Origin of the sequence: Streptomyces sp. NPDC021225 (genome assembly GCF_044332865.1) — a bacterium.
GTDB lineage: Bacteria > Actinomycetota > Actinomycetes > Streptomycetales > Streptomycetaceae > Streptomyces.
Genome location: NZ_JBIRPV010000002.1, coordinates 51,195 through 71,244, shown reverse-complemented (window position 1 = coordinate 71,244; position 20,050 = coordinate 51,195). Strand labels below are relative to the sequence as shown.

Sequence of the window (20,050 nt, the reverse complement as noted above, 5' to 3'; positions counted from 1 at the left end):
GGGTCACGTGGGCATCATGCGGACCAGCAGGTCACGCACGCGGGTGTGTTCGGTGGCCATGAAGCGGTGCAGGTTACGGGAGGCGAAGGCGACCCGCTGGGCGCTGCGGCGGCGTTCCGCGTCGTAGGCGCGGAGGGCGGAGGGCAGGCCGGTCGCCGGGCCGTGTTCGGAGACGGCGCGGGTCAGGGCCTCCGCGTCGAGGATGGCCGTGCAGGCGCCCTGGCCCAGGTTGGGGGTCATGGCGTGCGCGGCGTCGCCGACCAGCGCGACCTTGCCACCGTGGACGAAGGTCGGCAGGGCGGGGAAGAGATGACGCATCTCGTAGCGGATCCAGGTGGACGGGGCGGTCTCGGCGAGGATGCGCGGGACGGGGTCGTGCCAGCCCTCGAAGTGTCCGCGCAGTTCGTCAGCGGTGGTGGCCTCCGGGACGGTGGCGTACCAGTTGGTGCGGCCCGGCTCGACCGGGGTCATGCCGAAGAACCGGCCCTTGCCCCAGGTCTCGCCGTAGACGCCGCTCTCGAAGTCGGCGATGCCGATCCAGGCGACGGTCCCGATCCGTCGCGGGCCGCTGCGGTCGCCGAAGCGGGAGGCGCGTACGGCGCTGCGGATTCCGTCGGCGCCGACCACCAGGTCGTGCCCGGCCAACAGGGCCGCCACATCGCGGACGTTCTCGCCGAACTTCAACGGCACATCCCCGAAGGCGTCCAGCTCGCCCAGCAGGGCGTCGATCAGATAGGGGCGGGCGACGAGCAGTTCGGGGCGGCCGGCCTTCCGCTCGATCCGTTCCAGCGGAAGGCTCGCCAGCACCTTTCCCCGAGGGGTGCGGATCCGCGCGCCCCGGTAGGGGACCGCGCGACCGCGGAACGCCTCGCCCACGCCCAGGCGGTCGAGCGCGGCCTGCGCGGTGGGGTGGATGCCGAAGGCGGTGCCGTAGCGCTCCGGCTCCGTCCGCCGCTCCAGGATGGACACCGTCCAGCCCGCGCGGCGCAACCCGATCGCCGTCGCGAGGCCGCCGACTCCCGCTCCCACGACAACCGCTGTACCGGTCATGTGTCCCTCCCCTGGCGCGTACGAGCCATCACCACATCTGTGGTACCACGGCTGGGGTACTCTGGCAACCGCGACCAGGAGGAGGAGAGCCGACGGTGAATCCGGAACGGCGGGACCGGCTGCGCGACGCGGCCATCGGGGTGCTGGCCGACGTGGGCGGACGCGGCCTGACCCACCGCGCCGTCGACACGGCCGCGGAGGTGCCGCCGGGCACCACCAAGAACTACTTCCCGACCAGGGACGCCCTGCTGCGCGCGGTGGCCGAGCGCTGCCTGGAGCAGTACCGCGAGACCGCGGCCCGCCTGGCGGCCACCGGACCGGGCCCGAGCGACCGCGACGGCCTGGCGGCCATGCTCCGCGCACTCCTGGCGAACGTCGCCGGACCGGGCCGCCCCCGCCTGCTGGCCTACCTGGAGTTGCAGGCGGAAGCGGCCCGCAAACCCTGGCTGTCGGCCATCCTCGACCCCATCGCGACCTCCGACTTCGCGGGATTCGAGCTGGCCCAGAGGGCCGCCGGGCTGCCCGCCACCCCGCAGCGCGCCGCCGTCGTCACCCTCGCCCTTCACGCCGCCATCCCCCACCTGCTGGCCAACGGCCCCCGGACCCTGACCGCCGCCGGCCTGGACGACCTCGACGGCTTCGTGCGCGGGCTGCTCCAGGTGGTGTACCCGGAGGACCCGACCTGATCGGGCACAGGATGTCGGGTCCCGGGGGACGCGCGCTGCCTAGCGTGGTGAGCGCACGAGAGGAAGGAGACCGGGCGTGCTGGAGCGGCTGAACCAGGCCCTGGAGCACATCGAGCGCCATCTCGACCAGTCCATCGACGGGGCGAGGCTGGCGCGCATCGCGGCCACCTCGGAGTACCACCTGCGCCGGATGTTCTCGGCGCTGGCGGGGATGCCGCTGTCGGAGTACATCCGGCGGCGCAGGCTCACCGTCGCGGGTGCCGAGGTGCTCGCGGGGCGTGAGTCGCTGCTGGGGATCGCGGTGCGCTACGGCTATGGCTCGGGCGAGGCGTTCGCGCGGGCGTTCCGTGCGATGCACGGCGTCGGGCCGGGTGAGGCCCGGCGCACTGGTGCCGCGCTCGTCGCCCAGCCCCGGTTGACCTTCCGACTCACCATCGAGGGGAGCAGCAGCATGCGTTATCGCGTTACGGACCGGCCGGCCTTCGCCGTCGCCGGGCTCAAGGCCCGGGTGCCCCTGGTCCATCTGGGGCCGAACCAGGCGATCATCGACTTCATCCGCGGGATCGAGCCAGGGACCCTGGAGCACCTGGAGAAGCTGTCGGACCTGGAACCGCGGGGCATCGTCGCGGTCTGCGACGACCTGGACCCGAGCCGCGCCGAAGGCACCGAACTCGACTACTACCACGGGGTGATCACGTCGGCGGTGCCCCCCGAGGGCTTGGCCGTTCTCTCCGTTCCGGCCGGGACCTGGGCGGTCTTCGCCACCTCGGGGCCGGCGCCGGAGGCCATCCAGTACCTGTGGCGGGACGTGTTCACGGAGTGGTTCCCGTCGAATCCCTACCGCAGCCGCCCCGGCCCCGAGATCCTGCGCACCCGCTTTTCGCCGGACGGGGCCGAAGCCGACGCGGAGCTGTGGCTTCCGGTGGAGCTGGAGTTGGAGCTGCCGAATCTCACAGCGGCAGGGGACGGTTCTCCACGACGCTCTTCATGACGAGCGTGGAGCTGAGCCGCTGCACACCCGGGAGGGTGGCGAGGCGGTCGTCGTAGAGCTGCTGGAAGGCGGCCAGGTCGCGGGTGACCACGCGCAGGAGGAAGTCGGGGTCGCCGAAGAGGCGCTGGGCCTGGAGGACGTACGGGATGTCGGTGACGGCCTGCTCGAAGGCGGCCACGGTCTCGCGGTCCTCGTAGCGCATGGTCACGAAGACGAGCGCCTCGAAGGTCAGACCGAGAACACCGGCGTCGAGCCGCGCGTGGTAGCCGCTGATCGCGCCGGAGCGCTCCAGGGCGCGCAGGCGGCGGTGGCAGGGCGAGACGCTGAGGCGGACGCGCTCGGCCAGTTCGGTGACGGTGAGGCGTCCGTCGCGCTGTAGCTCGGCAAGGATATTCCGATCGACCTCATCCATGAGGAAGATTCTTCCACTCGCGGGCTGTCCCCGTGGAAAGGTTGGAAACACATTCCGGCCTTATGCACCTAATCTCCCTCCCGTGAGACGCGAGAGAGGGAGAGGAGCAGGGCATGGCGGTCGGTAGTGTCACCGCGTTCTGGGCGGTGTCCTTCCTGCTGGTGCTGGTTCCGGGGGCGGACTGGGCGTACGCGATCGCGGCCGGGCTGCGGGACCGTACGGTGCTGCCGGCGGTGGGCGGGCTGCTGGCCGGGTACGTGGCGCTGACCGCGGTGGTCGCGGCCGGGGTGGCGGCGCTGGTGGCCCGGTCACCGCTGGTGCTGACCTCGCTGACGGTGGTGGGCGCGGGGTATCTGGTGTGGCTGGGCATAGCCACGCTGGCCCGCCCCGCCACCCCGACGGCCGGCGCGGACGACAGCGCCGGGTCGTGGGTGCGGCGGGCGGCGAAGGGGGCGGGGATCAGCGGCCTCAACCCGAAGGCGCTGCTGCTGTTCCTGGCGCTGCTGCCGCAGTTCATCGCCCCGGGCGCGACCTGGCCGGTCGCGGCGCAGATCACGCTGCTGGGGCTGGTGCACACCGCCAACTGCGCCGCGGTCTACACGGGGGTGGGCACGGCGGCGCGGCTGGTGCTGCGGGCGCGGCCCGCGGCGGCACGAGCGGTGACCCGCCTTTCCGGGGCCGCGATGGTGGCGATCGGGGGGCTGCTGCTGGCGGAGCAGCTGCTCGGCTAGAGGCCGAGGGGCCCGGGACGTCGCCGGGCCGGGCCGGGCCGTTGGGGTCACAGCGCCCAGACGCCCTTGACCAGCGTGGTCAGCCCGCCGCCCAACGCGAGGAGGAGGACGAGGAGTCGGGCTCCCTTCTCCGGGACGCGTTCGGCGAGGGCCTTGCCGATGGCCGCGCCCACCGCCATTCCGGCCACCGCGAACCCCCATACGCCCGCGTCCAGCCGGGGAACGCCGTTGGCGGCGATGGAGAACGCGTTCACCACAATCCCGTAGAACTGCGCGTTCGGCACGAACTCGCGGACGGTCCAGCCCGCGTTCACCGCGTACAGGGACACCGGCGGGCCGCCCACCCCGGCCGAGGAGTTCATGAAGCCGCCCGCGGCGCCCGCGGTCAGGGCTCCCTTGACGCCGCTCAGGGCGGGTACGCGCGTGCCGCCCATCACGAGCAGCACGGCCACGGTGACCAGGCCGCCCATGACGGCGAGGAGGACCGGTTCGGGCAGCCGGGCGGCCACCCACGTACCGGCCGGGACGGTGCACGCGGAGGCCGCGACCAGGGGGACCATCGCGCTCAGCCGCACCTGCCGCCAGCCGCCGCCGGTGAGCCCCACCGCGCAGATGGCACCGGCCGCGCAGTTGGCGAGGGCGACGCCCGGGGCCGGGCCGAGCAGCATGACGAGAGCGGGCACGGCGACGAGGGCGAACCCCATCCCCGTCAGCCACTGCACGGACGCGCCCAGCAGGACGACGCCGCCGAGCAGCAGCTCCGCCGCCCCACCGTTCATGGCCGGAAGCTTCTCATGGCATGCCTCTCAGGGGCAGGTGACCACCTGGCCCGCCCAGGACAGCCCGCCGCCGAACGCGAGCAGCAGCACGGGCGCGCCCGAGGGCAGCTCGCCGCGTTCGGTCAGCTTGGACAGGGCGAGCGGCACGGACGCGGCGGAGGTGTTGCCGGACTCGACGACGTCCTGGGCGATCACCGCGTCCTCCGGGAGGCCGAGTTGGCGCACGAGGGCCTCGATGATGCGGAGGTTGGCCTGGTGGGTGACCACGCCCGCGAGGTCGGCGGGGGTCAGGCCGGCGCGGCGGCAGGCCTCGCGGGCGACGTCGGGGAGTTCGGTGGTGGCCCAGCGGAAGACGGTCTGGCCCTCCTGGGCGAAGTACGGGTGCCAGTCGTCGACCAGGCGTACGGCGTCGCCGCGGGTGGGGTCGGAGCCCCAGGCGACGGGGCCGATGCCGGCGTCCTCGGCGGCACTGATCACGGCGGCGCCCGCGCCGTCGCCGAGCAGTACGCACGTGCTGCGGTCGGTCCAGTCCGTCACGTCGGACATCTTCTCGGCGCCGATGACCAGGGCGTGGCGGGCGGCGCCGGCCCGTACGGAGTGGTCCGCGCTCGCGAGTGCGGTGCAGAAGCCCGCACAGCCGTTGTTCAGGTCGAAGGCCACGGCGGACGGAATGCCGAGGCGGGCCGCGACCTGGGCGGCGGTGGAGGGGCAGCGGTCGATCGCGGTGCAGGTGGCCACGGTGATCAGGCCGATGTCGGAGGGCCGCAATCCGGATCCGGCGAGCGCTTTGCCCGCGGCGGCGGCCGCCATGTCGGTGACCGACTCGTCGGCCGCCGCGATACGGCGCGTGGCGATGCCAGTGCGGCGCCGGATCCACTCGTCGCTGGTGTCGACCATGGCCGACAGATCGTCGTTGCTGAGCACGCGCGAGGGCTGGTAGTGCCCCAGGGCGGCAATGCGGCTTCCTGACACGGCTGTTCTCCTCGGGTCGTACGACGCTGCCCATCGACTCGCGTCGCCTCGCCCGGAATATAGCAACCGATCGGTCGGAAGCTAAATGGGGGCGGGCTGGGTATCCTGGCGGCATGAGCCCACGCAAGTCGGTCGCCGAAGCCCGCAGAACGCGGGAGCGCATCGTGGAACGCGGTGTCGCCATCGCCTCCGTCGAGGGCCTCGAAGGGCTGACCATCGGGCGTCTCGCCACCGACCTGGGGATGAGCAAGGCCGGTGTGCTCGGCCACTTCGGCACCAAGCAGACGCTGCAACTCGCCACCCTGGACGAAGCGGCGGCGGTCTTCTCGCGGCTGGTGTGGGAGCCCGCGCGGGACGCGCAGCCGGGGCTGCCCCGGCTGCGCGCCATCTGCGAGGCATGGATCACCTACCTGGAGACGGCGCGCGACACCTTCCCCGGCGGCTGCCTCTTCACCACCGCGTCCATCGAATTCGACGCCCGCGACGGGCTCGTACGCGACGCGGTGGCCCGCCTGTTCCGGCTGTGGCGACGCCGGCTCGCCGGTGAGGTGCGCGTCGCCGTCGCGGCGGGCGACCTGCCGGGCGACACCGACCCGGAGCAGGTCGCGTACGAGATGGGCGGCCTCTACATGGCCCTGAACCAGGAGATCCAGCTCTTCGCCGCCCCGGAGGCCCCCGAACGCACCCGCCGCGCCCTCGACCGGCTGCTCGCCCCGCGCCAGGACCGCCCGGCCTAGCGGCGGCGCAGCAGGGCCGTGGCGATGGCGACCTGGACCGGTTCCAGCGCCGGTTTGCCGTCCTCGATGTCCCACAGCGCGTTCTGCAGCACCCGGCCGAGCGTCCAGCCGAGCGCCCGCCGCCGGTCCAGCCCGACGACCTCGGTCAGCAGGTCGAAGCGGCGGAGCACCGCGCGGTCGACGTCGCCCGTGGCCACCACGTCGTCCCACCGGTTGTCCAGCGCCGGCAGCAGCTCGAAGCCCGGGTCGCCGGCCAGCGGCTCGGGGTCGATGGCCAGCCAGGGCTCCCGCTCCCCGGCGAGGACGTTGTCGAAGTGCAGGTCCCAGTGCAGCAGGCGGTCCCCGGGCTCCCCGATCAGCTCGGCCACGGCGGACGCGCAGCTGCGCACCAGCCGCTGCTCGGCGGGGTCGCGCAGCGCCCGTACGGCCCGCGGGGTCTCGTCGAGCATGGCGGCGGCGATGTCGTCCAGCCGCCGGATCCCCTCGGGTGCGGCCACGGCGGTCAGCCGCGCCATCAGCTCGGCCAGGACCCGCATGGCCGCCTGGTCGTCGGCCACGGACGACAGGGTCCGGCTCGCGTCCAGCCGCTCCAGCAGCTGTGTGCAGCTCTCCTCGTCGTGCTCCAGCAGGCGCACGATGCCATCGCCGCGCCACGCCCGCAGCCCGGCGGCGACGCCCGCGGTCTCCTCCCTCAGCTGCTGGAGCTTGAGGGCCGCGGGCGTACCGTCGGCCCGGCGCACGGGCAGCACCAGCGAGGCCATGCCAAACGCGGCAGCCCCGTCGGGCCGCAGCTCCCAGCGGTCCAGGAAGTCACCGCCGAGCCGGGGCAGCCCGGCGATCCAGGCGCGCTCGGAGGCGCCGTGCGCGCCGTAGGACGCGGCGAAGGCGTCGGGGACGTCGATGGGTGTCGACGTGTTCATGCGAAAGGTCTCCTTCGTGGGGTCCGGAATCGGATGGGGCCCGAATGGGCCGTACGAAGGAGGCGGCGGGGGTGCCCGGCTTGCGGGCAGGCGTCAAAGCATGTCCTCACCCTAACCACCCGCGATCACTTCCCGTCGAGAATTTGATCCGGGCGGGGCCACGGGCCGGGGCTACGGGCGCTGCTCGATCCGCTCGATCCGCTCGATCCGCTCCAGCAGCTCCAGGGAGCTCGCCAGCCGGGGGTCACCGATGTCGCGTTGGAGGGCGATGGTGCGGGTCAGTTGGGCGCGGGCCTGGGGGTGGTCGCCGAGGCGGGCTTGGGCTGCGGCGAGGAGGTGGCCGGCTCGGGCCGTGGCCCAGACGTGGTGGCGGGCCGGGTCGGAGGCGGTGCGCAGGGCGGTGGCGGCGGTGGCGGCGGCGGTGTGGGGGTCGTCGAGGTCGAGGGCGAGGTCGGCTTTTTCGAGGAGGAGGGCGAGGCGGTAGAGGCCGAAGTCGCACTGTTCGGCGGTGCGGAGGCCCTCGCGGACGGCGGTGGTGGCGAGGGGGTGCCGGCGCTGGGCGCGGGCGAGGCGGGCGCGGCCGAGGTGGAGGAGGCACAGGTGTTCCTGGGAGCCGGAGGTGACGATCCACTGGGTGGCCTTGTCCAGCAGGCTCTGGGCCAGGACCAGGTCGCCGGAGTGGCAGGCGAGGGCGGCCTCGATCAGGTCGTAGCGGGCGATCTCGTCATTCCAGGCGATGTCCCGGGACGCGTCGGCCAGGGCCGCGCGGGCGCGGGTGACGTAGGCGCGGGCCGGTTCGGGCAGGCCGGCGTCCAGGAGGCACTCGGCGGGTGAGAGCGGGATGCCGGGCCAGACCGGGGCGGTGGCCAGTTCGCCGATGGGCAGGGAGCCGGTGAGGGCGCGGGCGACCGCGAGCATGGGGTCGTGGCGGGCGCCGCGCAGGAGGTGGGCCACCTCGGCGAGGCGGCCTCTCAGGGTGCCGATCATGGCGAGCCACCAGGTGTCGTCCGGGTCGATGCGGGCGAGGGCGGCGGGCAGGTCGCCGATCGCGCGGTAGCACCAGAGGAGGCCGCCGGGGTCGGGGCAGGTGGGGAACTCCTCCAGGACGCGGACGCAGCGGCTGTACTGGCCGGTCTGCCAGGCGAGGTGTTCGTAGCCGCCCATGCGGAGCCGGTAGACCTCCTCGGCCTCGGCGACATGGCCGGCCTCGAGGGAGTGGTGGACCAGCTCTTCGAGCAGGTCCAGGGTCTCTGGGCGGTCGGGCGGCAGCACGCCGGGGCCGGTGACCAGGGCGCTGTAGTGGCGGCGTACGGCCTGGTGGACGGTGCGCGGGTCGGTGAAGGAGCGGTAGAAGTGGTCGCGGACCGCCGGGTGGACGGTGAACAGGTCGGCGGATTCGCGCAGGATGAGGTGGAGTTGATGGAGGTGGCGCAGGGTGGTGAGGATGTCGCTCCGGTCGAGGCCGCGCAGCGGGCCCGCGATCTGGGGGCCGGCGCTGCGGGCGAAGACGGAGTGCAGCTGGTCGGCGGAGGCGCCGAAGCGGAAGACGCACAGCCGGGCGAGCAGGGCCGACTCCCGCTCGCTGAGCGCGGTCTCGTACGCGTCGAGCACCCGCGCCAGGCGCTGCTCCTGCGGCTCCTGCGAGTCGGCCCGGGGCTCGGGCAGAGCGGCGGCGCGGGCCGGGTCGCCGCCGGCGTAGGCGACGAGGTATCCGCTGAGGTGGTCGAGGGTCAGGGCGTGGGCGCCGAACTCGTCGACCAGGGCGTGCAGGGCTTCCTCGTCGCCGCGTACGCCGCGGTCGCGGATCAGGGCGACCGCGTCCTCGCGGCACAGCTGGTCGATGTCGAGACAGGTGTAGCCCCGGCCCTGCCAGGGCGCCAGCCGGGGCAGCGGAAGGCGGCTGGTGATCAGGCACTTGGTGGTGCCCAGGCCGTCGGCCAGGCGGTCGATGACCTGGGCGAGCAGCCGGTCGGTCAGATCGCCGAAGGTGCCGCGGCGGTCGGTGGCCGGGCGCTGCACCCGCTCCAGGCCGTCCAGGACGAGCAGTCTGCGCCCGGGCCTGGTGAGCAGTTCGGTGAGCAGGTAGAAGGTGCCCATGGGGCTGCCGCGTACGACCGCGCCGTGGCTGAAGTAGGTGTAGGCGACCTCCAGGAACTCCTTGACGTCCTGGTTGAGGTAGAAGCTCCAGATGAACAGCTCGTCGGGCGGCGGATCCCCCGCGCGCTTCAGCCGGGTCAGGAACTCCCCGGCCAGCGCGGTCTTTCCGGCGCCGCCGAGACCGAGCAGCGCCAGCACGCCCGGCTCGCCGCCCTGCCAGAAACGGTGCAGGGCGGCCAGTTCCTCCGCGCGGCCCACGAAGCCGGGGGCGGGGGGCAGGGCGTGGATGATGCCCGCCGTCAGGGGGCGGGGCGACGCGGCGGGCTCCGGGTACGGGTACGGGTCGGTGGGCCGTGGCGTGGCCGTCGCGGCCGTCAGCGCTTCGGCGTGTTCCGCCACCGCCTCCGCGTTGATCTCGGCGACACGGGCGACCAGCGCGTCGAGCCCGTGCCGGCCCTCGCACCAGGCGACCAGCCTGCGCACACACTCGCGGCGGCTCATGGCCGCCGCGAGCTCCCGGTACACCTCGGGGTAGTGATCGAAGCACAGGTCCCGGATCTCGTCCTCGGACAGGGCCCGGTCGATCAGCCCCCGTACGGCGCCGGGGTGGTACCCGGTCATGGCCTCGGCGCGGGCGCGGCGCCCTTGCGGCACAGCCGGAAGCCGATGTTGGGGGTCATATGGGCGCCCCATCCGCCCGCCCGCCAGGTGTCCGCGTCACGGGACATCCGGAACGTCACCGTGACCGCCTCGGCGCAGTCCGCCCAGGACCCGCCGCGCAGCACCCGCTCCCGGCCGGTGGCGGGCCCGGTCGGGTTGGCTCCCGGGCTGTCCCGGTAGTACTGCGCGTCGTACCAGTCGGCGGTCCACTCCCACACCCCTCCGCTCATCGCGTACAGGCCGTAGTCGTTGGGGGGCAGGCGCCGCATGGGCAGGATGGAGAACTCGTCGAAGCGGTCGGCGTCGCAGCGCTCCGGGGTCGGGGGTTCGTCCCCCCAGGGGTAGCGGCGGCCGGCCAGGCCACCGCGCGCGGCCCGCTCCCACTCCGCCTCCGTGGGCAGGCCGTACCGGACGGCGTCGGTGGACAGCCGCTCGCACAGCTCCTCGGCCTCCTGCCAGGAGACGCCCACCATGGGCTTGCGGTCGTAGGCCCACGGCCGCCGGGGGTCGTCCCGGCGCGGCGTGCCGAACAGCGTCCGGGAGTCGACCGGCTCGCCGCTTCCGCTCACCCATTTGTGGGCCGGCGCGTGGGCGTGCCAGTCGGTGGCGCGGACGGTCGCGTCCTCGCAGTACTGGAGGCGGATCTTGTTCGCCTCGTACAGGAACCAGCCGGGGTCCCCCGATCCGCTGCCCCCGGCCTCCTCCTGCGGCATGCCGGTCGGGGGCGGCTCCCAGCCCATGAGGTCGCAGTAGGCCGACCAGCTCACCGGGGTCTCGGACAGCCAGTAGTCGTCGACCCGCACCGAGTGGACCGGGCGCTCGTCCAGGTCACCCCCGGCGGAGCCCATCACAAAGGAGCCGGCCGGGATGTAGCGGAAGACGATGCCGTGTTCCTCCACCGCCATCCGCTCCAGCAGGTCGCCCCGCGCCTCGGCGATCCCGGGGTCGGCGGGGGCGACCATGCACGCGCGGTCGTACGCGGTCGCGGCGGTCCGCAGGTCGCCCCGGTCCTCCAGCTCGCGGGCCAGCCGCAGCAGGTCCTGGGCGCTGCCGGTGGTGGTGTGGTCGGTGCGCAGCCAGTCGTACGCGGAGCCGGTGCCGTACGCGGCGCGGGTGTCGAACGAGGCTCCCATGGCTTACCCGCACGCTCCCTGGCCCTGGCAGGAGCGGCCGCCCGGCCGGGCCGACACATCGAGCACGACGAGCGGGTTGCGGACCGCCGATCCCGATCGCCGCTCCGCGTCGACCTGTTCGGCGATCCAGGGGTCGGGCGCGTTGACCGAGCCGGCCAGGACGAGGGAGCGGGCGCGGCAGCCGCCGGCGAAGGTGGCGGTCTGGCCGTGGTCGCCGACCGGGTCGGTGTGCGGGAGGGCCCGCATCGACTGGAAGCCCGCGCTGCGGTGCCAGATCTCGGCCAGGGAGCTCTCGCGTACGTTGGCGGCGACGAAATCGGGGCCGAGGAAACTGCACGGGTTGACGTCGCCGGAGACGGAGATGGAGCACACCAGGTTTCCGGCGCCGCAGCCGTAGTTCTGGTGGATGACGGATTGGGTGTCTTCGCGGGAGTGCGGGCTGAACGGGTCGATGTGGTGCAGATCAACGGGGTCGGTGGGGTTGCTGTGGCTCTCCTCGCCCAGCCGGGAGAGCCCGTTCAGCGCCTCGGTGTAGTCCGCGAAGCTCGGCATCAGCTCCTGATTCCGCTCGGCGACGCCGACCGGGTACAGCGGCCGGAACACCGCGGTGTCCGCGCCCACCTCATGGGCGAGCCGGGCGCAGTCCTCGATCTCTTCGAGGTTGGTCCGCATGATGGTGAAGGCCAGGGTGAAGCGGGCGTGTTCGCGGAGCACGGCGAGGCGGTCGAGCACCTTGTCGAAGGTGCCGGCGCCGCGCACCCGGTCATTGGTCTCCGCGGTCGCGCCTTCGAGGCTGACATTCAGCCAGACCAGTTCGCGCTTTCCGAATTCCTTGGCGATGTCCTCGGTGATGAGCAGGGCGTTGGTGGTGATGCACGGGGCCAGGCCGTGCTTCAGGGCCAGATCAATGATCTGGAAGATGTCCTTCCGCAGCAGCGGTTCACCGCCCGTGAGCCCGAGCCGGTACGCGCCGAGCCGCGCCATCTCCGCGAAGAGCCGGTCGATCTCCTCCAGGCTCAGCCGCTTCTCCCGGCGCGGGAGGTCACCGGCGAAGCAGTGGGTGCAGCCGAGGTTGCACGAGGCGATGACCTCCAGATGGACGGCCAGCGGGCCGGCGAGGTGGTCCGGCGGCACCTCCAGGTCGTCGTGGATCACTCCGGCGAACCGGCCGTCGACGGTGAAGAACCCCAGGTCGTGGAAGTGCTCGAAGAATCGCTCGATCCGGCCGCGCCGCTCCGCGTCGGCCGTCTCCTCAAGGACGCGGTCGACAGGGTGCGCGCTCAGCCGCCGCAGTATGTCGGTGGACTCCGCGTCGAACGGCAGATATCGCGACGTACGGCGGTCGAAGACCAGGCTGCCGAAGAATTGCGGGGTGAGCACCAGCGGGGCCCGTTCCGGCATTGTTAACCTCCGTGTGTGTCAGGCCACTGTGGTCGGGCAGTCGTCAGGCATCGGGCTGCTCAGGCCGATTCCGGATCGGCGATCGTGAAGACCTTACGGATCCAGACCCGGCCACCCCGCCCGGAAACCCCCAGGCCGGCCGCGCCGAATCCCTTCAGCCTGCGCACCCGGTACGGCTCCGCGGCCCGCTCCGGATCCTCCGGCGGCCGCCGGTCGGGGCGGTCCACCATGGGCTGCCAGCCACCGTCGTCGAAACCGGGGCGCATCCAGGCGTCGTCCTCCGGCTCGTCGAACGAGTACTTCCAACTGCCGTCCGCCGCGGAGAGAACGGATGTCTCCGCGACATTCTGAGGGGCGGTGGTCTGCACATGGATGTCCTCATCGGGCTTGTGGAGCCCGGCGAACATCAGCGTGGTGTACGCGGGGTCGCACTCGGCTATCGCGAACGCGAGGACATGCGTTCCGAAAGGGACCAGCGGGCGGGATGAGGAAGGCGCCGTGCCGTCAAGATACATGTCGCCCGGGCCGTCGGTCTCCAGCCACATCGTGACGGGGACTCCGGCCCGCGGATTGCGCCACCGGAGCACCACACCGCCGCATCCGGCGGGCACCTCGCAGTGTCCGTGTTCCTCGAGGATGAACTTCGGGGACGCCTTGGCATACCGCGACAGGGAATTCAGTTTCAGCTCACGCTCGTCCATGCTCAGTTCTCGTCTCGGTTTTCCAGGCGGTCGGTGAACTCACGGACCTTGACGAGGTTGACCTCGCCCACCCGTCGTACGAGGTCCGGTAGCCGATCACGCCGCGCACAGTACTCGATCAGCCGTAGCGTCTTTTGCGATTTGCTCATGCCGTGGGCGAACTGGCCGTACACCGCCGGGAAATGATCGAGGCAGAGTGCGCTGAGTTCGTCGTCGTCGAGCGCGTCCATGACGAGTCGGCGTACGTCGCCAGGCCCATAGGAGAGGGGTGCGGGGGCCGCGGATGCGGTGATCGGCGGGGTGGCGGCGAGCCGGGCTATGATCCCGTAGGCCGCGCTGTTGGGGTCCTCGGCGATCACGCCGACCAGGCGCCGCAGCCGCCCCTGGTCCGCCGCCCGCCGCAGGACCCGCGGCCACACCTCCGCCATGGGCCCCGTCCACGCGAACTCGGCCGCGCGCATCCCCGCCGCGAGCACGAAGGCCCGTACCTCGGGCCCCTGGTCGTACGCGGTGAGGAGCGCGGCGAGCAGCTCCCGCGCCTGTGGATCGTCGGCGGCGAAAGGGGCGTTGTCCAGCAGACTCATATCGCCTAGAACACCCCCGCCGCGGCGAGGCCCTCGGCCACCCGGGAGATCCGGCGCCCCTGATTACGGAATTCCCGCTTTCCGCGCTCTTCCTCGACGGCCACCCATCGATGGTGCAGGGCGATCAATTGCCAGCGTTCGTTGAAGACGGGCGAGCCGGACGACCCGGCCTCGGTGTCGGTCCAATACTGGATCACATCGTCATCGACATGGCGGACGATGTTGTGGTGCATTCCGATCTTCTTCACCCCGCCCTTCGGGTGCTGAATGACATAAACCCGCTCGCCGACCGAGACCGGCTCGGCCGTGGCCAGTTCGCTGACGGGAATGTCGTCCGGCAGCGGACCATCCGACCGGATCACGGCCCAGTCGTGCGCCGGGTCACCGGTGATCGTCTCGGGGCGGCAGCGCACCACCGTATGGGCGCGGTGCCGGGCGGCGGTGTCGAGCTCGTAGTGCAGCCAGGCCTCGGCGCGTGTCGCGCGGCCGGGGCCGGGGCCGATGCCGTAGAGGACGTGGTGGTTGGTCAGCAGGAGGTCCGCGCCGATCCGGAACGCCGTCCCGTAGGCCCGGCCGCCGGGCAGCTCCACCAGCAACCGCACCACACCCGGGGCGAGTTCGGCCCCGCGCCGCATGAACGCCACGTCGAGCAGGGTCGGCTCGTCGAATATCTGCCGCTCCCATCCGCCCCGGGCGTCGAACCCCTTCCACACGACCCCGGAATCGGCGGCGGCAGGCGCCTCCACCACCGGATCCGCCGCCATCAGCTCCCGCAGCCGCAGCCCCACCGCCTCATCGCCCTCCGCCACCCGCTCGAGCAGCGCGCGCAGCCGATTCTGGTTACGGGCCTTGGTGATCAGGTCGTGCCAGACGGAATGCATCGGCCGGTCCCAGGCGACCGACGCCGGTTTCACCCCCGCTCGCACCGCGAACTCGACGACCGGCCCTTCCCGGAAATACACGCCGGCGAGGAAATCGTGCAGTTCACGGGACTCGGGCCTGCTCCAGTCGAAGGGCAGTGCGTCGAGAAAGTGCGGCATTCGAACCACCAGCGGCTGGGAGCGGAGCAATGCCCTGCGGCACGGCTTCCAGCATAGGGGAGCCGTGTGACACCGCCCTGGCCGAAGCCGTGACCGCACGGCCTCGGAGGGCAAGTACGCCCGCCCCGTGGCGAGCCGGTCATTACCCTTCCTTGCAGGGCGCGGAGTGCGACCGGAAGGGAGCAGCGACATGGCGAACCAGGACAAGGTGCCCGTGCGGCTCGGCCGCGTCCCCGAGACCCTGCTGTGGAACCTCTACCACCGCGCGTACGAGGCCCGGCAGCCCCGGACAGTGCTCCACGACCCCAAGGCCATCGAGCTCGTCGACCGCCTCGACTTCCCCTTCGAGGAGACCTTCGGCCCGCCGCACCCGCTGCTCGCCCAGGGCCAGGGGCTGCGCGTGCGGTCCTTCGACGGCGCCGTACGGGACTTCCTCGCCGAACACCCGACCGGCACCGTCGTCAACCTCGCCGAGGGACTGGAGACTCAGTTCTGGCGGGTCGACAACGGCCGGGCGCACTGGCTGTGCGTGGAGCTCCCGGAGACCGCCGAGCTGCGCCGCTCCCTGCTCCCGGACACCGAGCGGCGGCGCATCCTGGCCCGGTCCGTGCTCGACCTCTCCTGGCGGGACGAGGTCGACCCCGGGCGCGGGGTGCTGATCACCGCCCAGGGGCTGCTGATGTATCTGCGCCCGGGCGAGGTGCGGGAGCTGATCGCGGCGTGCGCCGAGCGGTTCCGGGGCGGGTCGCTGGTCTTCGACGCCGTGCCCCGCTGGCTCAGCGCCGGCACCCAGCGCGCCGAGACACGCCCCTCACGGAGCTACGTCATGCCCGCCATGCCGTGGGGCTTGAACGCCGGCGAGCTGCAAAAGGTGCGCACGGCGCACCCGGCCGTGGTCGAGGTCCGCGAGCTGCACCTGCCGCGGGGCCGGGGCCCGTACTTCGGCGCGCTGACGCCCGTGCTGTACCGGCTGCCCGGCGTACGGAACCTGCGGCCGACCATGACCGCGATCGCGCGGTTCGCCTGACGGCGCGCCCGATACAGACGGTCGTGGCCGGCGCCAGGGCCGGTCGGCGGCACGGCCCGGTAGCCGGGCTCCAGCGGTCAGAATGGAGAGGTGAACCTGCCCATCGATCCCGCCGTCGCACTCGCGCCCCGGCTGCCGTCCCCGCTCCAGCGGGTGGAGGACGAGCGGCTGGCCGCGCGGGGCGTGGAGCTGCGGCTGAAGCGGGACGACGCCGTACATCCGACGGTGCCGGGCAACAAGTGGCGCAAGCTGGCCCCCAATCTGCGGGCCGCCCTCGACCAGGGGCACTCGCGGCTGCTGACCTTCGGCGGCGCGTACTCCAACCACATCCGCGCCGTGGCCGCGGCCGGGGCCGCGGTGGGGCTGGGGACGGTGGGGGTCATACGGGGCGACGAGCTGGCCCGGGCGGAGCGCAACTGGTCGCTGGCGCTGGCCGAGGGCTACGGGATGGAGCTGGCGTTCTGGGACCGGGCGCGGTTCCGGGAGGCGCTGAGCGGGCTGGCGGCGCCGGAGACGGTCCGGCGGCTCGAGGAGCGGTGGGGCCGGTGTTATGTGCTGCCGGAGGGCGGTACGAACGTGGCGGCCGCACGCGGCGCGGCGGAGATCGTCGCGGAGCTGCCCGGCCTGGGCCCGGGCGATGTGGTGTGCTGCGCGGTGGGCACCGGGGGCACGCTGGCCGGGATCGCCGCCGCACTGCCGGAGGGCGCCCGGGCGCTGGGGGTGGCGGTGGTCAAGGGCGCGCGGTATCTGGACGGCGAGGTGGGGCGGCTGCACGAGCTGGGGTGGGGGCGGACCTTCCCCGGCTGGCGGATCGACCACGACCACCACGGCGGCGGATACGGCCGCGTCCCGGCGGAGCTGGCCGCCTTCGCCGAGGACTTCGAGGAGCGGCACGGTCTCGCCCTGGAGCGGCGCTACGTCGCGAAGATGCTGCGGTGCGTGTACGACCTGGCGGGTGGGGAGTGGCTGCCGCCGGGGAGCCGGGTCACCGCCGTGATCACAGGGCCGGTGGACCCCGTCCAGTGAGTTTGTGGTGAGTTCGGGACAGCGACACGCCGTGGCGTCGGCGTGTCGCTGTCCCGAACTCACCACAAACTCCGGCTACTCCGGCGCGCGCAGCCGCACCACCGCGGTCGCCGCGTGGCGGGCCGTGCTGTCCCGCTGTACCTCGACCGTCAGCTCCGGGGCCACCGGCCGGTACGAGATCTCCGTGCCCACCATGTCCTTGGCGGTGGGGGCAGGCTCGTCCCCGGGCGGCTCGGGGGCTGCGGGCAGGCCGCGCAGCGCGGCCGTGATCTGGGCGCGCACCGCCGGGGAGAGCGGGGTGGAGACCACCGGGCCGTCGTCGCCCGGCAGCACCAGCGCGAGGGAGCGCGGGTGGTGGCGGGGGCCGACGACGCCGACCACCACGGCCTCGCGCGTCTCGGAGTGCCGCAGCTTCCACCAGTGGCGGCCCGCGCGGTAGGGCTGGCCCAGGCTCTTGATGACCAGGCCCTCGACGCCGATCGCCGGGAGGGTGTCGTACCAGGTGGCGGCGAGCTCCGGGTCGGTGGTCATGGGGACGGGCTGGAGCGGTGGCCCGTACGGCTCCAGCAGGGCGACGAGGCGGGCGCGGCGCCGCTCGTACGCCAGGGGGCGCAGGTCTTCGTTGCCCGCGGCGAGCAGGTCGAAGGCGGCGTAGGAGGCGGGGAGTTCGCGGGCGAGCCGGGCGGCGCGGGCGCGGGTGGCGGCCGCGCGCTTCTGGACGGCGCCGAAGTCCGTACGGCCGCCGGTCCACACCACGACCTCCCCGTCCAGGACGGTGCCGGCCGGCAGCCGTTCAGCGGCGGCCCGCAGATCGGGGAAGGCCGTGGTGACGATGCGGCCGGAGCGGGCCTGGAGCAGGACGTCGTCGTCCATACGGAAGATCAGTACGCGGTGGCCGTCGAACTTCGGCTCGTACGCCAGCCGCCTCCCGGCCGGGTCGGGGAAGGCGTGGACGGGGCGGGCCAGCGCGACCTCCACGGGCGGCAGCAGCGGCGCCCGGGAGGGCGGGCTCCAGTGCGGGATCACGGCGCGGCTCCGGGGGGCGTGCCGGGAGTCGGCCCGGTTCCGGGCAGCCACCGCGCCGCCGCGGGCAGTCCGGCCGCCGCCGTCACGGGTTCGCCCCCTCGGGCACGGGGCGGGCCAGCCCGGGGTCCAGGAGAGGCTCCAGCAGATCCCCGTGGCGGTCCAGCCGGGGCGTCATGTCGTCGATCCGGAAGACCATCTGCGCGGGGTCCTCGCACCTCTCGACCTCGCCCCACGTGACGGGCGCGGAGACGGTCGGCTCGCGGCGCGCGCGGGCGGTGTAGGGGGCGGCGGTGGTCTTGGCGGCGGCGTTCTGGCTGAAGTCGACGAACACCTTTCCCGGCCGCAGCGAGCGGGTCATCTTCGACGTCACCAGCCCGGGCACGGCGGCCGCGGCCTCCAGGGCGAGCTTCCTGGCGTAGCCGGTGGTCTGCCGGGAGGGCGTCGGCTCCACCGGAACCAGCAGGTGCAGCCCCTTGGAGCCGCTGGTCTTGGCGTACGCGGACAGCCCGTCGGCGTGCAGCCGCTCTCGCAGCCACTCGGCGACGGCGCAGCAGTGGACGACCGTGGCGGGCGGGCCCGGGTCGAGGTCGAAGACGAGGCGGTCGGCGAGACCGGCGTCGCGATCGGCGCGCCACATGGGGGCGTGGAACTCGACAACCAGGTTTCCGGCCCACATCAGCGAGGCCAGGTTCTGGACGAGCACCTGGCGGGAGGTCTCCCCCTCGTGGCGGGGCACCTCGGCGGTCTCGACCCAGTCGGGCATGCCCGGGGGCGGGTTCTTGGTGAAGAAGGTCTGGCCGTCGGGGCCGTCCGGGAAGCGCAGGAAGGCGAGAGGCCGGCCGCGCAGATGGCGGAGGAGCGGGCCGGCGGCGGCCGCCAGGTAGTGCAGCAGCTCGCCCTTGGTGGTGCCGGTGGCCGGATAGAGGACCTTGTCGAGGTTACTGAGCGCGATGCGCCGCCCCTCCACCTCCGCGATAGGGGACATACGATAAGAATCTCACGAAAGGGATCAAGCATGCGATCCATCTGGAATGGGAACATTTCCTTCGGCCTGGTCAGCATCCCGATCAAGATGTATCCGGCGACCGAGGACCACGCGGTCTCCTTCCGGCAGGTCCACTCCAAGGACGGCGGCCGGATCCGCTACCGCAAGGTCTGCGAGCTCGAGGACAAGCAGATCGACGCGGCGGAGATCGGCAAGGCCTACGAGGACGCGGACGGCACGCTGATCCCGATCACCGACGAGGACCTGGCCCGCCTTCCGCTGCCCACGACCCGCGCCCTGGAGATCCAGGCGTTCGTCTCGGCGGCGGACATCGACCCCCTCCAGATGGGCGACGCCTACTACCTCGGCGCGAACGGCCCCGCGGCCGCCAAGCCGTACGCCCTGCTGCGCGAGGCGCTCAAGCGCAGCGAGAAGGTCGCCATCACCAAGTACGCGCACCGGGGGCGGGAGCGGCTGGGCATGCTGCGCGTCGTGGGCGACGCCATCGCCATGCACCGGCTGCTGTGGCCCGACGAGGTGCGCACCCCGGTCGGCGTGGCCCCCAAGGAGAAGGTGACGATCCGGGACGCGGAGCTCGACCTGGCCGACACCTTGATGAACACGCTCGGCGAGGTCGATCTGAGCGAGCTGCACGACGAGTACCAGGAGGCGCTGGACTCGCTCGTCGCGGCGAAGATGGCCGGGGCCACGCCCACCGCCGAGCCCGGCGAGGCCCCGGCCGGGGCGCAGGTCGTCGATCTGATGGCGGCGCTGCGGGACAGCGTGCGCAGCGCCCGTCAGGCCCGGGGCGAGGAGGCCGGGGAAAAGGCGGAGCCCGAGGGGGCCGGGGAGGCCGGGGAGGAAGCGGAGGCGACGGTTCACCCGCTGCGGGCGCGCAAGAAGGCCGCCGCACCCGCGAACAAGGCCCCGACAGCGAAGAAGACCGCCGCGGCCGCGAAAAAGGGCGCCGAGAAGGCGGGCGCGAAGGCAGGCGCGAAGGCGGGCGCGAAGAAGGCCGCGGCCAAGAAGGCCCCCGCCAAGAAGCAGGCCGCCGCCAAGCGGGCGGGCGGCCGGACCGCCTCCTGACGAGGC

At 73.0% G+C, this 20,050-nt stretch carries 20 protein-coding genes; 7 read left to right on the top strand and 13 right to left on the bottom strand.

The window, feature by feature from the left end:
- Nucleotides 1–3: 3 nt before the first annotated feature.
- Nucleotides 4–1,050, bottom strand: coding sequence for an FAD-dependent oxidoreductase (locus ACH4S9_RS08365; RefSeq protein ID WP_398370660.1), 1,047 nt, complete (start codon nucleotides 1,048–1,050; stop codon nucleotides 4–6).
- Nucleotides 1,051–1,145: 95 nt separating this feature from the next.
- Here ACH4S9_RS08365 and ACH4S9_RS08360 point away from each other — a divergent pair, with 95 nt between their 5' ends.
- Together ACH4S9_RS08360 and ACH4S9_RS08355 are read left to right on the top strand one after the other, a co-directional pair.
- Entirely contained in the window at nucleotides 1,146–1,736 is a 591-nt protein-coding gene (locus ACH4S9_RS08360; protein WP_311730274.1) for a TetR/AcrR family transcriptional regulator, read from the top strand.
- Nucleotides 1,737–1,812: 76 nt separating this feature from the next.
- Nucleotides 1,813–2,727 (top strand): GyrI-like domain-containing protein, encoded by a 915-nt coding sequence (locus ACH4S9_RS08355; protein WP_398370658.1) that lies wholly within the window; start codon nucleotides 1,813–1,815, stop codon nucleotides 2,725–2,727.
- On the opposite strand, the gene ACH4S9_RS08350 is transcribed toward ACH4S9_RS08355, so the two are convergent.
- Nucleotides 2,687–3,139, bottom strand: a complete 453-nt coding sequence (locus ACH4S9_RS08350) for an Lrp/AsnC family transcriptional regulator (RefSeq protein ID WP_311730269.1) — start codon at nucleotides 3,137–3,139, stop codon at nucleotides 2,687–2,689. The genes ACH4S9_RS08355 and ACH4S9_RS08350 overlap by 41 nt on opposite strands.
- A gap of 113 nt (nucleotides 3,140–3,252) precedes the next feature.
- On the opposite strand from ACH4S9_RS08350, the gene ACH4S9_RS08345 reads away from it, so the two are divergent.
- Complete coding sequence (locus ACH4S9_RS08345) at nucleotides 3,253–3,870, top strand: LysE family transporter (RefSeq protein WP_352128216.1); 618 nt, start codon at nucleotides 3,253–3,255, stop codon at nucleotides 3,868–3,870.
- Between the two features lie 47 nt (nucleotides 3,871–3,917).
- On the opposite strand, the gene ACH4S9_RS08340 is transcribed toward ACH4S9_RS08345, so the two are convergent.
- Nucleotides 3,918–4,649 carry a TSUP family transporter gene (locus ACH4S9_RS08340; RefSeq protein WP_398370655.1) on the bottom strand — a complete coding sequence of 244 codons (732 nt, stop codon included), beginning with the start codon at nucleotides 4,647–4,649 and terminating at the stop codon, nucleotides 3,918–3,920.
- A 27-nt stretch (nucleotides 4,650–4,676) separates the two neighbouring features.
- On the bottom strand, nucleotides 4,677–5,621 hold the full coding sequence (locus ACH4S9_RS08335) for a beta-ketoacyl-ACP synthase III (protein WP_311730266.1): 945 nt from the start codon (nucleotides 5,619–5,621) through the stop codon (nucleotides 4,677–4,679).
- A gap of 113 nt (nucleotides 5,622–5,734) precedes the next feature.
- On the opposite strand from ACH4S9_RS08335, the gene ACH4S9_RS08330 reads away from it, so the two are divergent.
- Entirely contained in the window at nucleotides 5,735–6,358 is a 624-nt protein-coding gene (locus ACH4S9_RS08330; protein ID WP_398370653.1) for a TetR/AcrR family transcriptional regulator, read from the top strand.
- Here ACH4S9_RS08330 and ACH4S9_RS08325 read toward each other — a convergent pair.
- The 7 genes from ACH4S9_RS08325 to ACH4S9_RS08295 form a co-directional block, all read right to left on the bottom strand.
- Nucleotides 6,355–7,278: an aminoglycoside phosphotransferase family protein gene (locus tag ACH4S9_RS08325; protein ID WP_398370651.1), complete on the bottom strand. Its 924-nt coding sequence runs from the start codon at nucleotides 7,276–7,278 to the stop codon at nucleotides 6,355–6,357. The genes ACH4S9_RS08330 and ACH4S9_RS08325 overlap by 4 nt on opposite strands.
- A gap of 171 nt (nucleotides 7,279–7,449) precedes the next feature.
- The gene (locus tag ACH4S9_RS08320; RefSeq protein ID WP_398370649.1) at nucleotides 7,450–10,029 is read right to left on the bottom strand and encodes a hypothetical protein; all 2,580 of its coding nucleotides are present in this window, start codon (nucleotides 10,027–10,029) and stop codon (nucleotides 7,450–7,452) included.
- Nucleotides 9,993–11,168 (bottom strand): SUMF1/EgtB/PvdO family nonheme iron enzyme, encoded by a 1,176-nt coding sequence (locus ACH4S9_RS08315; protein ID WP_361183202.1) that lies wholly within the window; start codon nucleotides 11,166–11,168, stop codon nucleotides 9,993–9,995. Before ACH4S9_RS08315 ends, ACH4S9_RS08320 begins: the two co-directional genes overlap by 37 nt.
- Nucleotides 11,169–11,171: 3 nt before the next feature.
- On the bottom strand, nucleotides 11,172–12,569 hold the full coding sequence (locus ACH4S9_RS08310; protein WP_385342468.1) for a radical SAM/SPASM domain-containing protein: 1,398 nt from the start codon (nucleotides 12,567–12,569) through the stop codon (nucleotides 11,172–11,174).
- A gap of 59 nt (nucleotides 12,570–12,628) precedes the next feature.
- The gene (locus ACH4S9_RS08305; RefSeq protein WP_311730258.1) at nucleotides 12,629–13,270 is read right to left on the bottom strand and encodes a hypothetical protein; all 642 of its coding nucleotides are present in this window, start codon (nucleotides 13,268–13,270) and stop codon (nucleotides 12,629–12,631) included.
- A 2-nt stretch (nucleotides 13,271–13,272) separates the two neighbouring features.
- Complete coding sequence (locus ACH4S9_RS08300; protein ID WP_311730257.1) at nucleotides 13,273–13,854, bottom strand: effector-associated domain EAD1-containing protein; 582 nt, start codon at nucleotides 13,852–13,854, stop codon at nucleotides 13,273–13,275.
- A 5-nt stretch (nucleotides 13,855–13,859) separates the two neighbouring features.
- Nucleotides 13,860–14,894 carry a trypsin-like peptidase domain-containing protein gene (locus tag ACH4S9_RS08295; protein ID WP_398370645.1) on the bottom strand — a complete coding sequence of 345 codons (1,035 nt, stop codon included), beginning with the start codon at nucleotides 14,892–14,894 and terminating at the stop codon, nucleotides 13,860–13,862.
- A 190-nt stretch (nucleotides 14,895–15,084) separates the two neighbouring features.
- On the opposite strand from ACH4S9_RS08295, the gene ACH4S9_RS08290 reads away from it, so the two are divergent.
- Nucleotides 15,085–15,921 carry a class I SAM-dependent methyltransferase gene (locus ACH4S9_RS08290; RefSeq protein WP_311730254.1) on the top strand — a complete coding sequence of 279 codons (837 nt, stop codon included), beginning with the start codon at nucleotides 15,085–15,087 and terminating at the stop codon, nucleotides 15,919–15,921.
- Nucleotides 15,922–16,011: 90 nt separating this feature from the next.
- Nucleotides 16,012–16,947: a 1-aminocyclopropane-1-carboxylate deaminase/D-cysteine desulfhydrase gene (locus ACH4S9_RS08285; protein ID WP_398370643.1), complete on the top strand. Its 936-nt coding sequence runs from the start codon at nucleotides 16,012–16,014 to the stop codon at nucleotides 16,945–16,947.
- A 75-nt stretch (nucleotides 16,948–17,022) separates the two neighbouring features.
- Here the strand turns inward: ACH4S9_RS08285 and ACH4S9_RS08280 are convergent, their stop codons facing one another.
- Both ACH4S9_RS08280 and ligD read right to left on the bottom strand, forming a co-directional pair.
- Nucleotides 17,023–17,973 carry an ATP-dependent DNA ligase gene (locus tag ACH4S9_RS08280; protein WP_311730252.1) on the bottom strand — a complete coding sequence of 317 codons (951 nt, stop codon included), beginning with the start codon at nucleotides 17,971–17,973 and terminating at the stop codon, nucleotides 17,023–17,025.
- 82 nt (nucleotides 17,974–18,055) lie between these two features.
- Complete coding sequence (gene ligD / locus ACH4S9_RS08275; RefSeq protein WP_311730251.1) at nucleotides 18,056–18,958, bottom strand: non-homologous end-joining DNA ligase; 903 nt, start codon at nucleotides 18,956–18,958, stop codon at nucleotides 18,056–18,058.
- A gap of 30 nt (nucleotides 18,959–18,988) precedes the next feature.
- On the opposite strand from ligD, the gene ACH4S9_RS08270 reads away from it, so the two are divergent.
- Complete coding sequence (locus ACH4S9_RS08270) at nucleotides 18,989–20,044, top strand: Ku protein (RefSeq protein WP_398370640.1); 1,056 nt, start codon at nucleotides 18,989–18,991, stop codon at nucleotides 20,042–20,044.
- The last annotated feature ends 6 nt before the right edge of the window (nucleotides 20,045–20,050 follow it).

Excerpts from the sequence above, each read along its gene's own strand:
- ACH4S9_RS08330 (WP_398370653.1), top strand. The coding sequence starts at position 5,735 with ATGAGCCCACGCAAGTCGGTCGCCGAAGCCCGCAGAACGCGGGAGCGC.
- ligD (WP_311730251.1), bottom strand. The coding sequence starts at position 18,958 with ATGTCCCCTATCGCGGAGGTGGAGGGGCGGCGCATCGCGCTCAGTAAC.
- ACH4S9_RS08350 (WP_311730269.1), bottom strand. The coding sequence starts at position 3,139 with ATGGATGAGGTCGATCGGAATATCCTTGCCGAGCTACAGCGCGACGGA.
- ACH4S9_RS08270 (WP_398370640.1), top strand. The coding sequence starts at position 18,989 with ATGCGATCCATCTGGAATGGGAACATTTCCTTCGGCCTGGTCAGCATC.
- ACH4S9_RS08345 (WP_352128216.1), top strand. The coding sequence starts at position 3,253 with ATGGCGGTCGGTAGTGTCACCGCGTTCTGGGCGGTGTCCTTCCTGCTG.
- ACH4S9_RS08310 (WP_385342468.1), bottom strand. The coding sequence starts at position 12,569 with ATGCCGGAACGGGCCCCGCTGGTGCTCACCCCGCAATTCTTCGGCAGC.
- ACH4S9_RS08365 (WP_398370660.1), bottom strand. The coding sequence starts at position 1,050 with ATGACCGGTACAGCGGTTGTCGTGGGAGCGGGAGTCGGCGGCCTCGCG.
- ACH4S9_RS08340 (WP_398370655.1), bottom strand. The coding sequence starts at position 4,649 with ATGAACGGTGGGGCGGCGGAGCTGCTGCTCGGCGGCGTCGTCCTGCTG.
- ACH4S9_RS08295 (WP_398370645.1), bottom strand. The coding sequence starts at position 14,894 with ATGCCGCACTTTCTCGACGCACTGCCCTTCGACTGGAGCAGGCCCGAG.
- ACH4S9_RS08305 (WP_311730258.1), bottom strand. The coding sequence starts at position 13,270 with ATGGACGAGCGTGAGCTGAAACTGAATTCCCTGTCGCGGTATGCCAAG.
- ACH4S9_RS08315 (WP_361183202.1), bottom strand. The coding sequence starts at position 11,168 with ATGGGAGCCTCGTTCGACACCCGCGCCGCGTACGGCACCGGCTCCGCG.
- ACH4S9_RS08290 (WP_311730254.1), top strand. The coding sequence starts at position 15,085 with ATGGCGAACCAGGACAAGGTGCCCGTGCGGCTCGGCCGCGTCCCCGAG.
- ACH4S9_RS08325 (WP_398370651.1), bottom strand. The coding sequence starts at position 7,278 with ATGAACACGTCGACACCCATCGACGTCCCCGACGCCTTCGCCGCGTCC.
- ACH4S9_RS08300 (WP_311730257.1), bottom strand. The coding sequence starts at position 13,854 with ATGAGTCTGCTGGACAACGCCCCTTTCGCCGCCGACGATCCACAGGCG.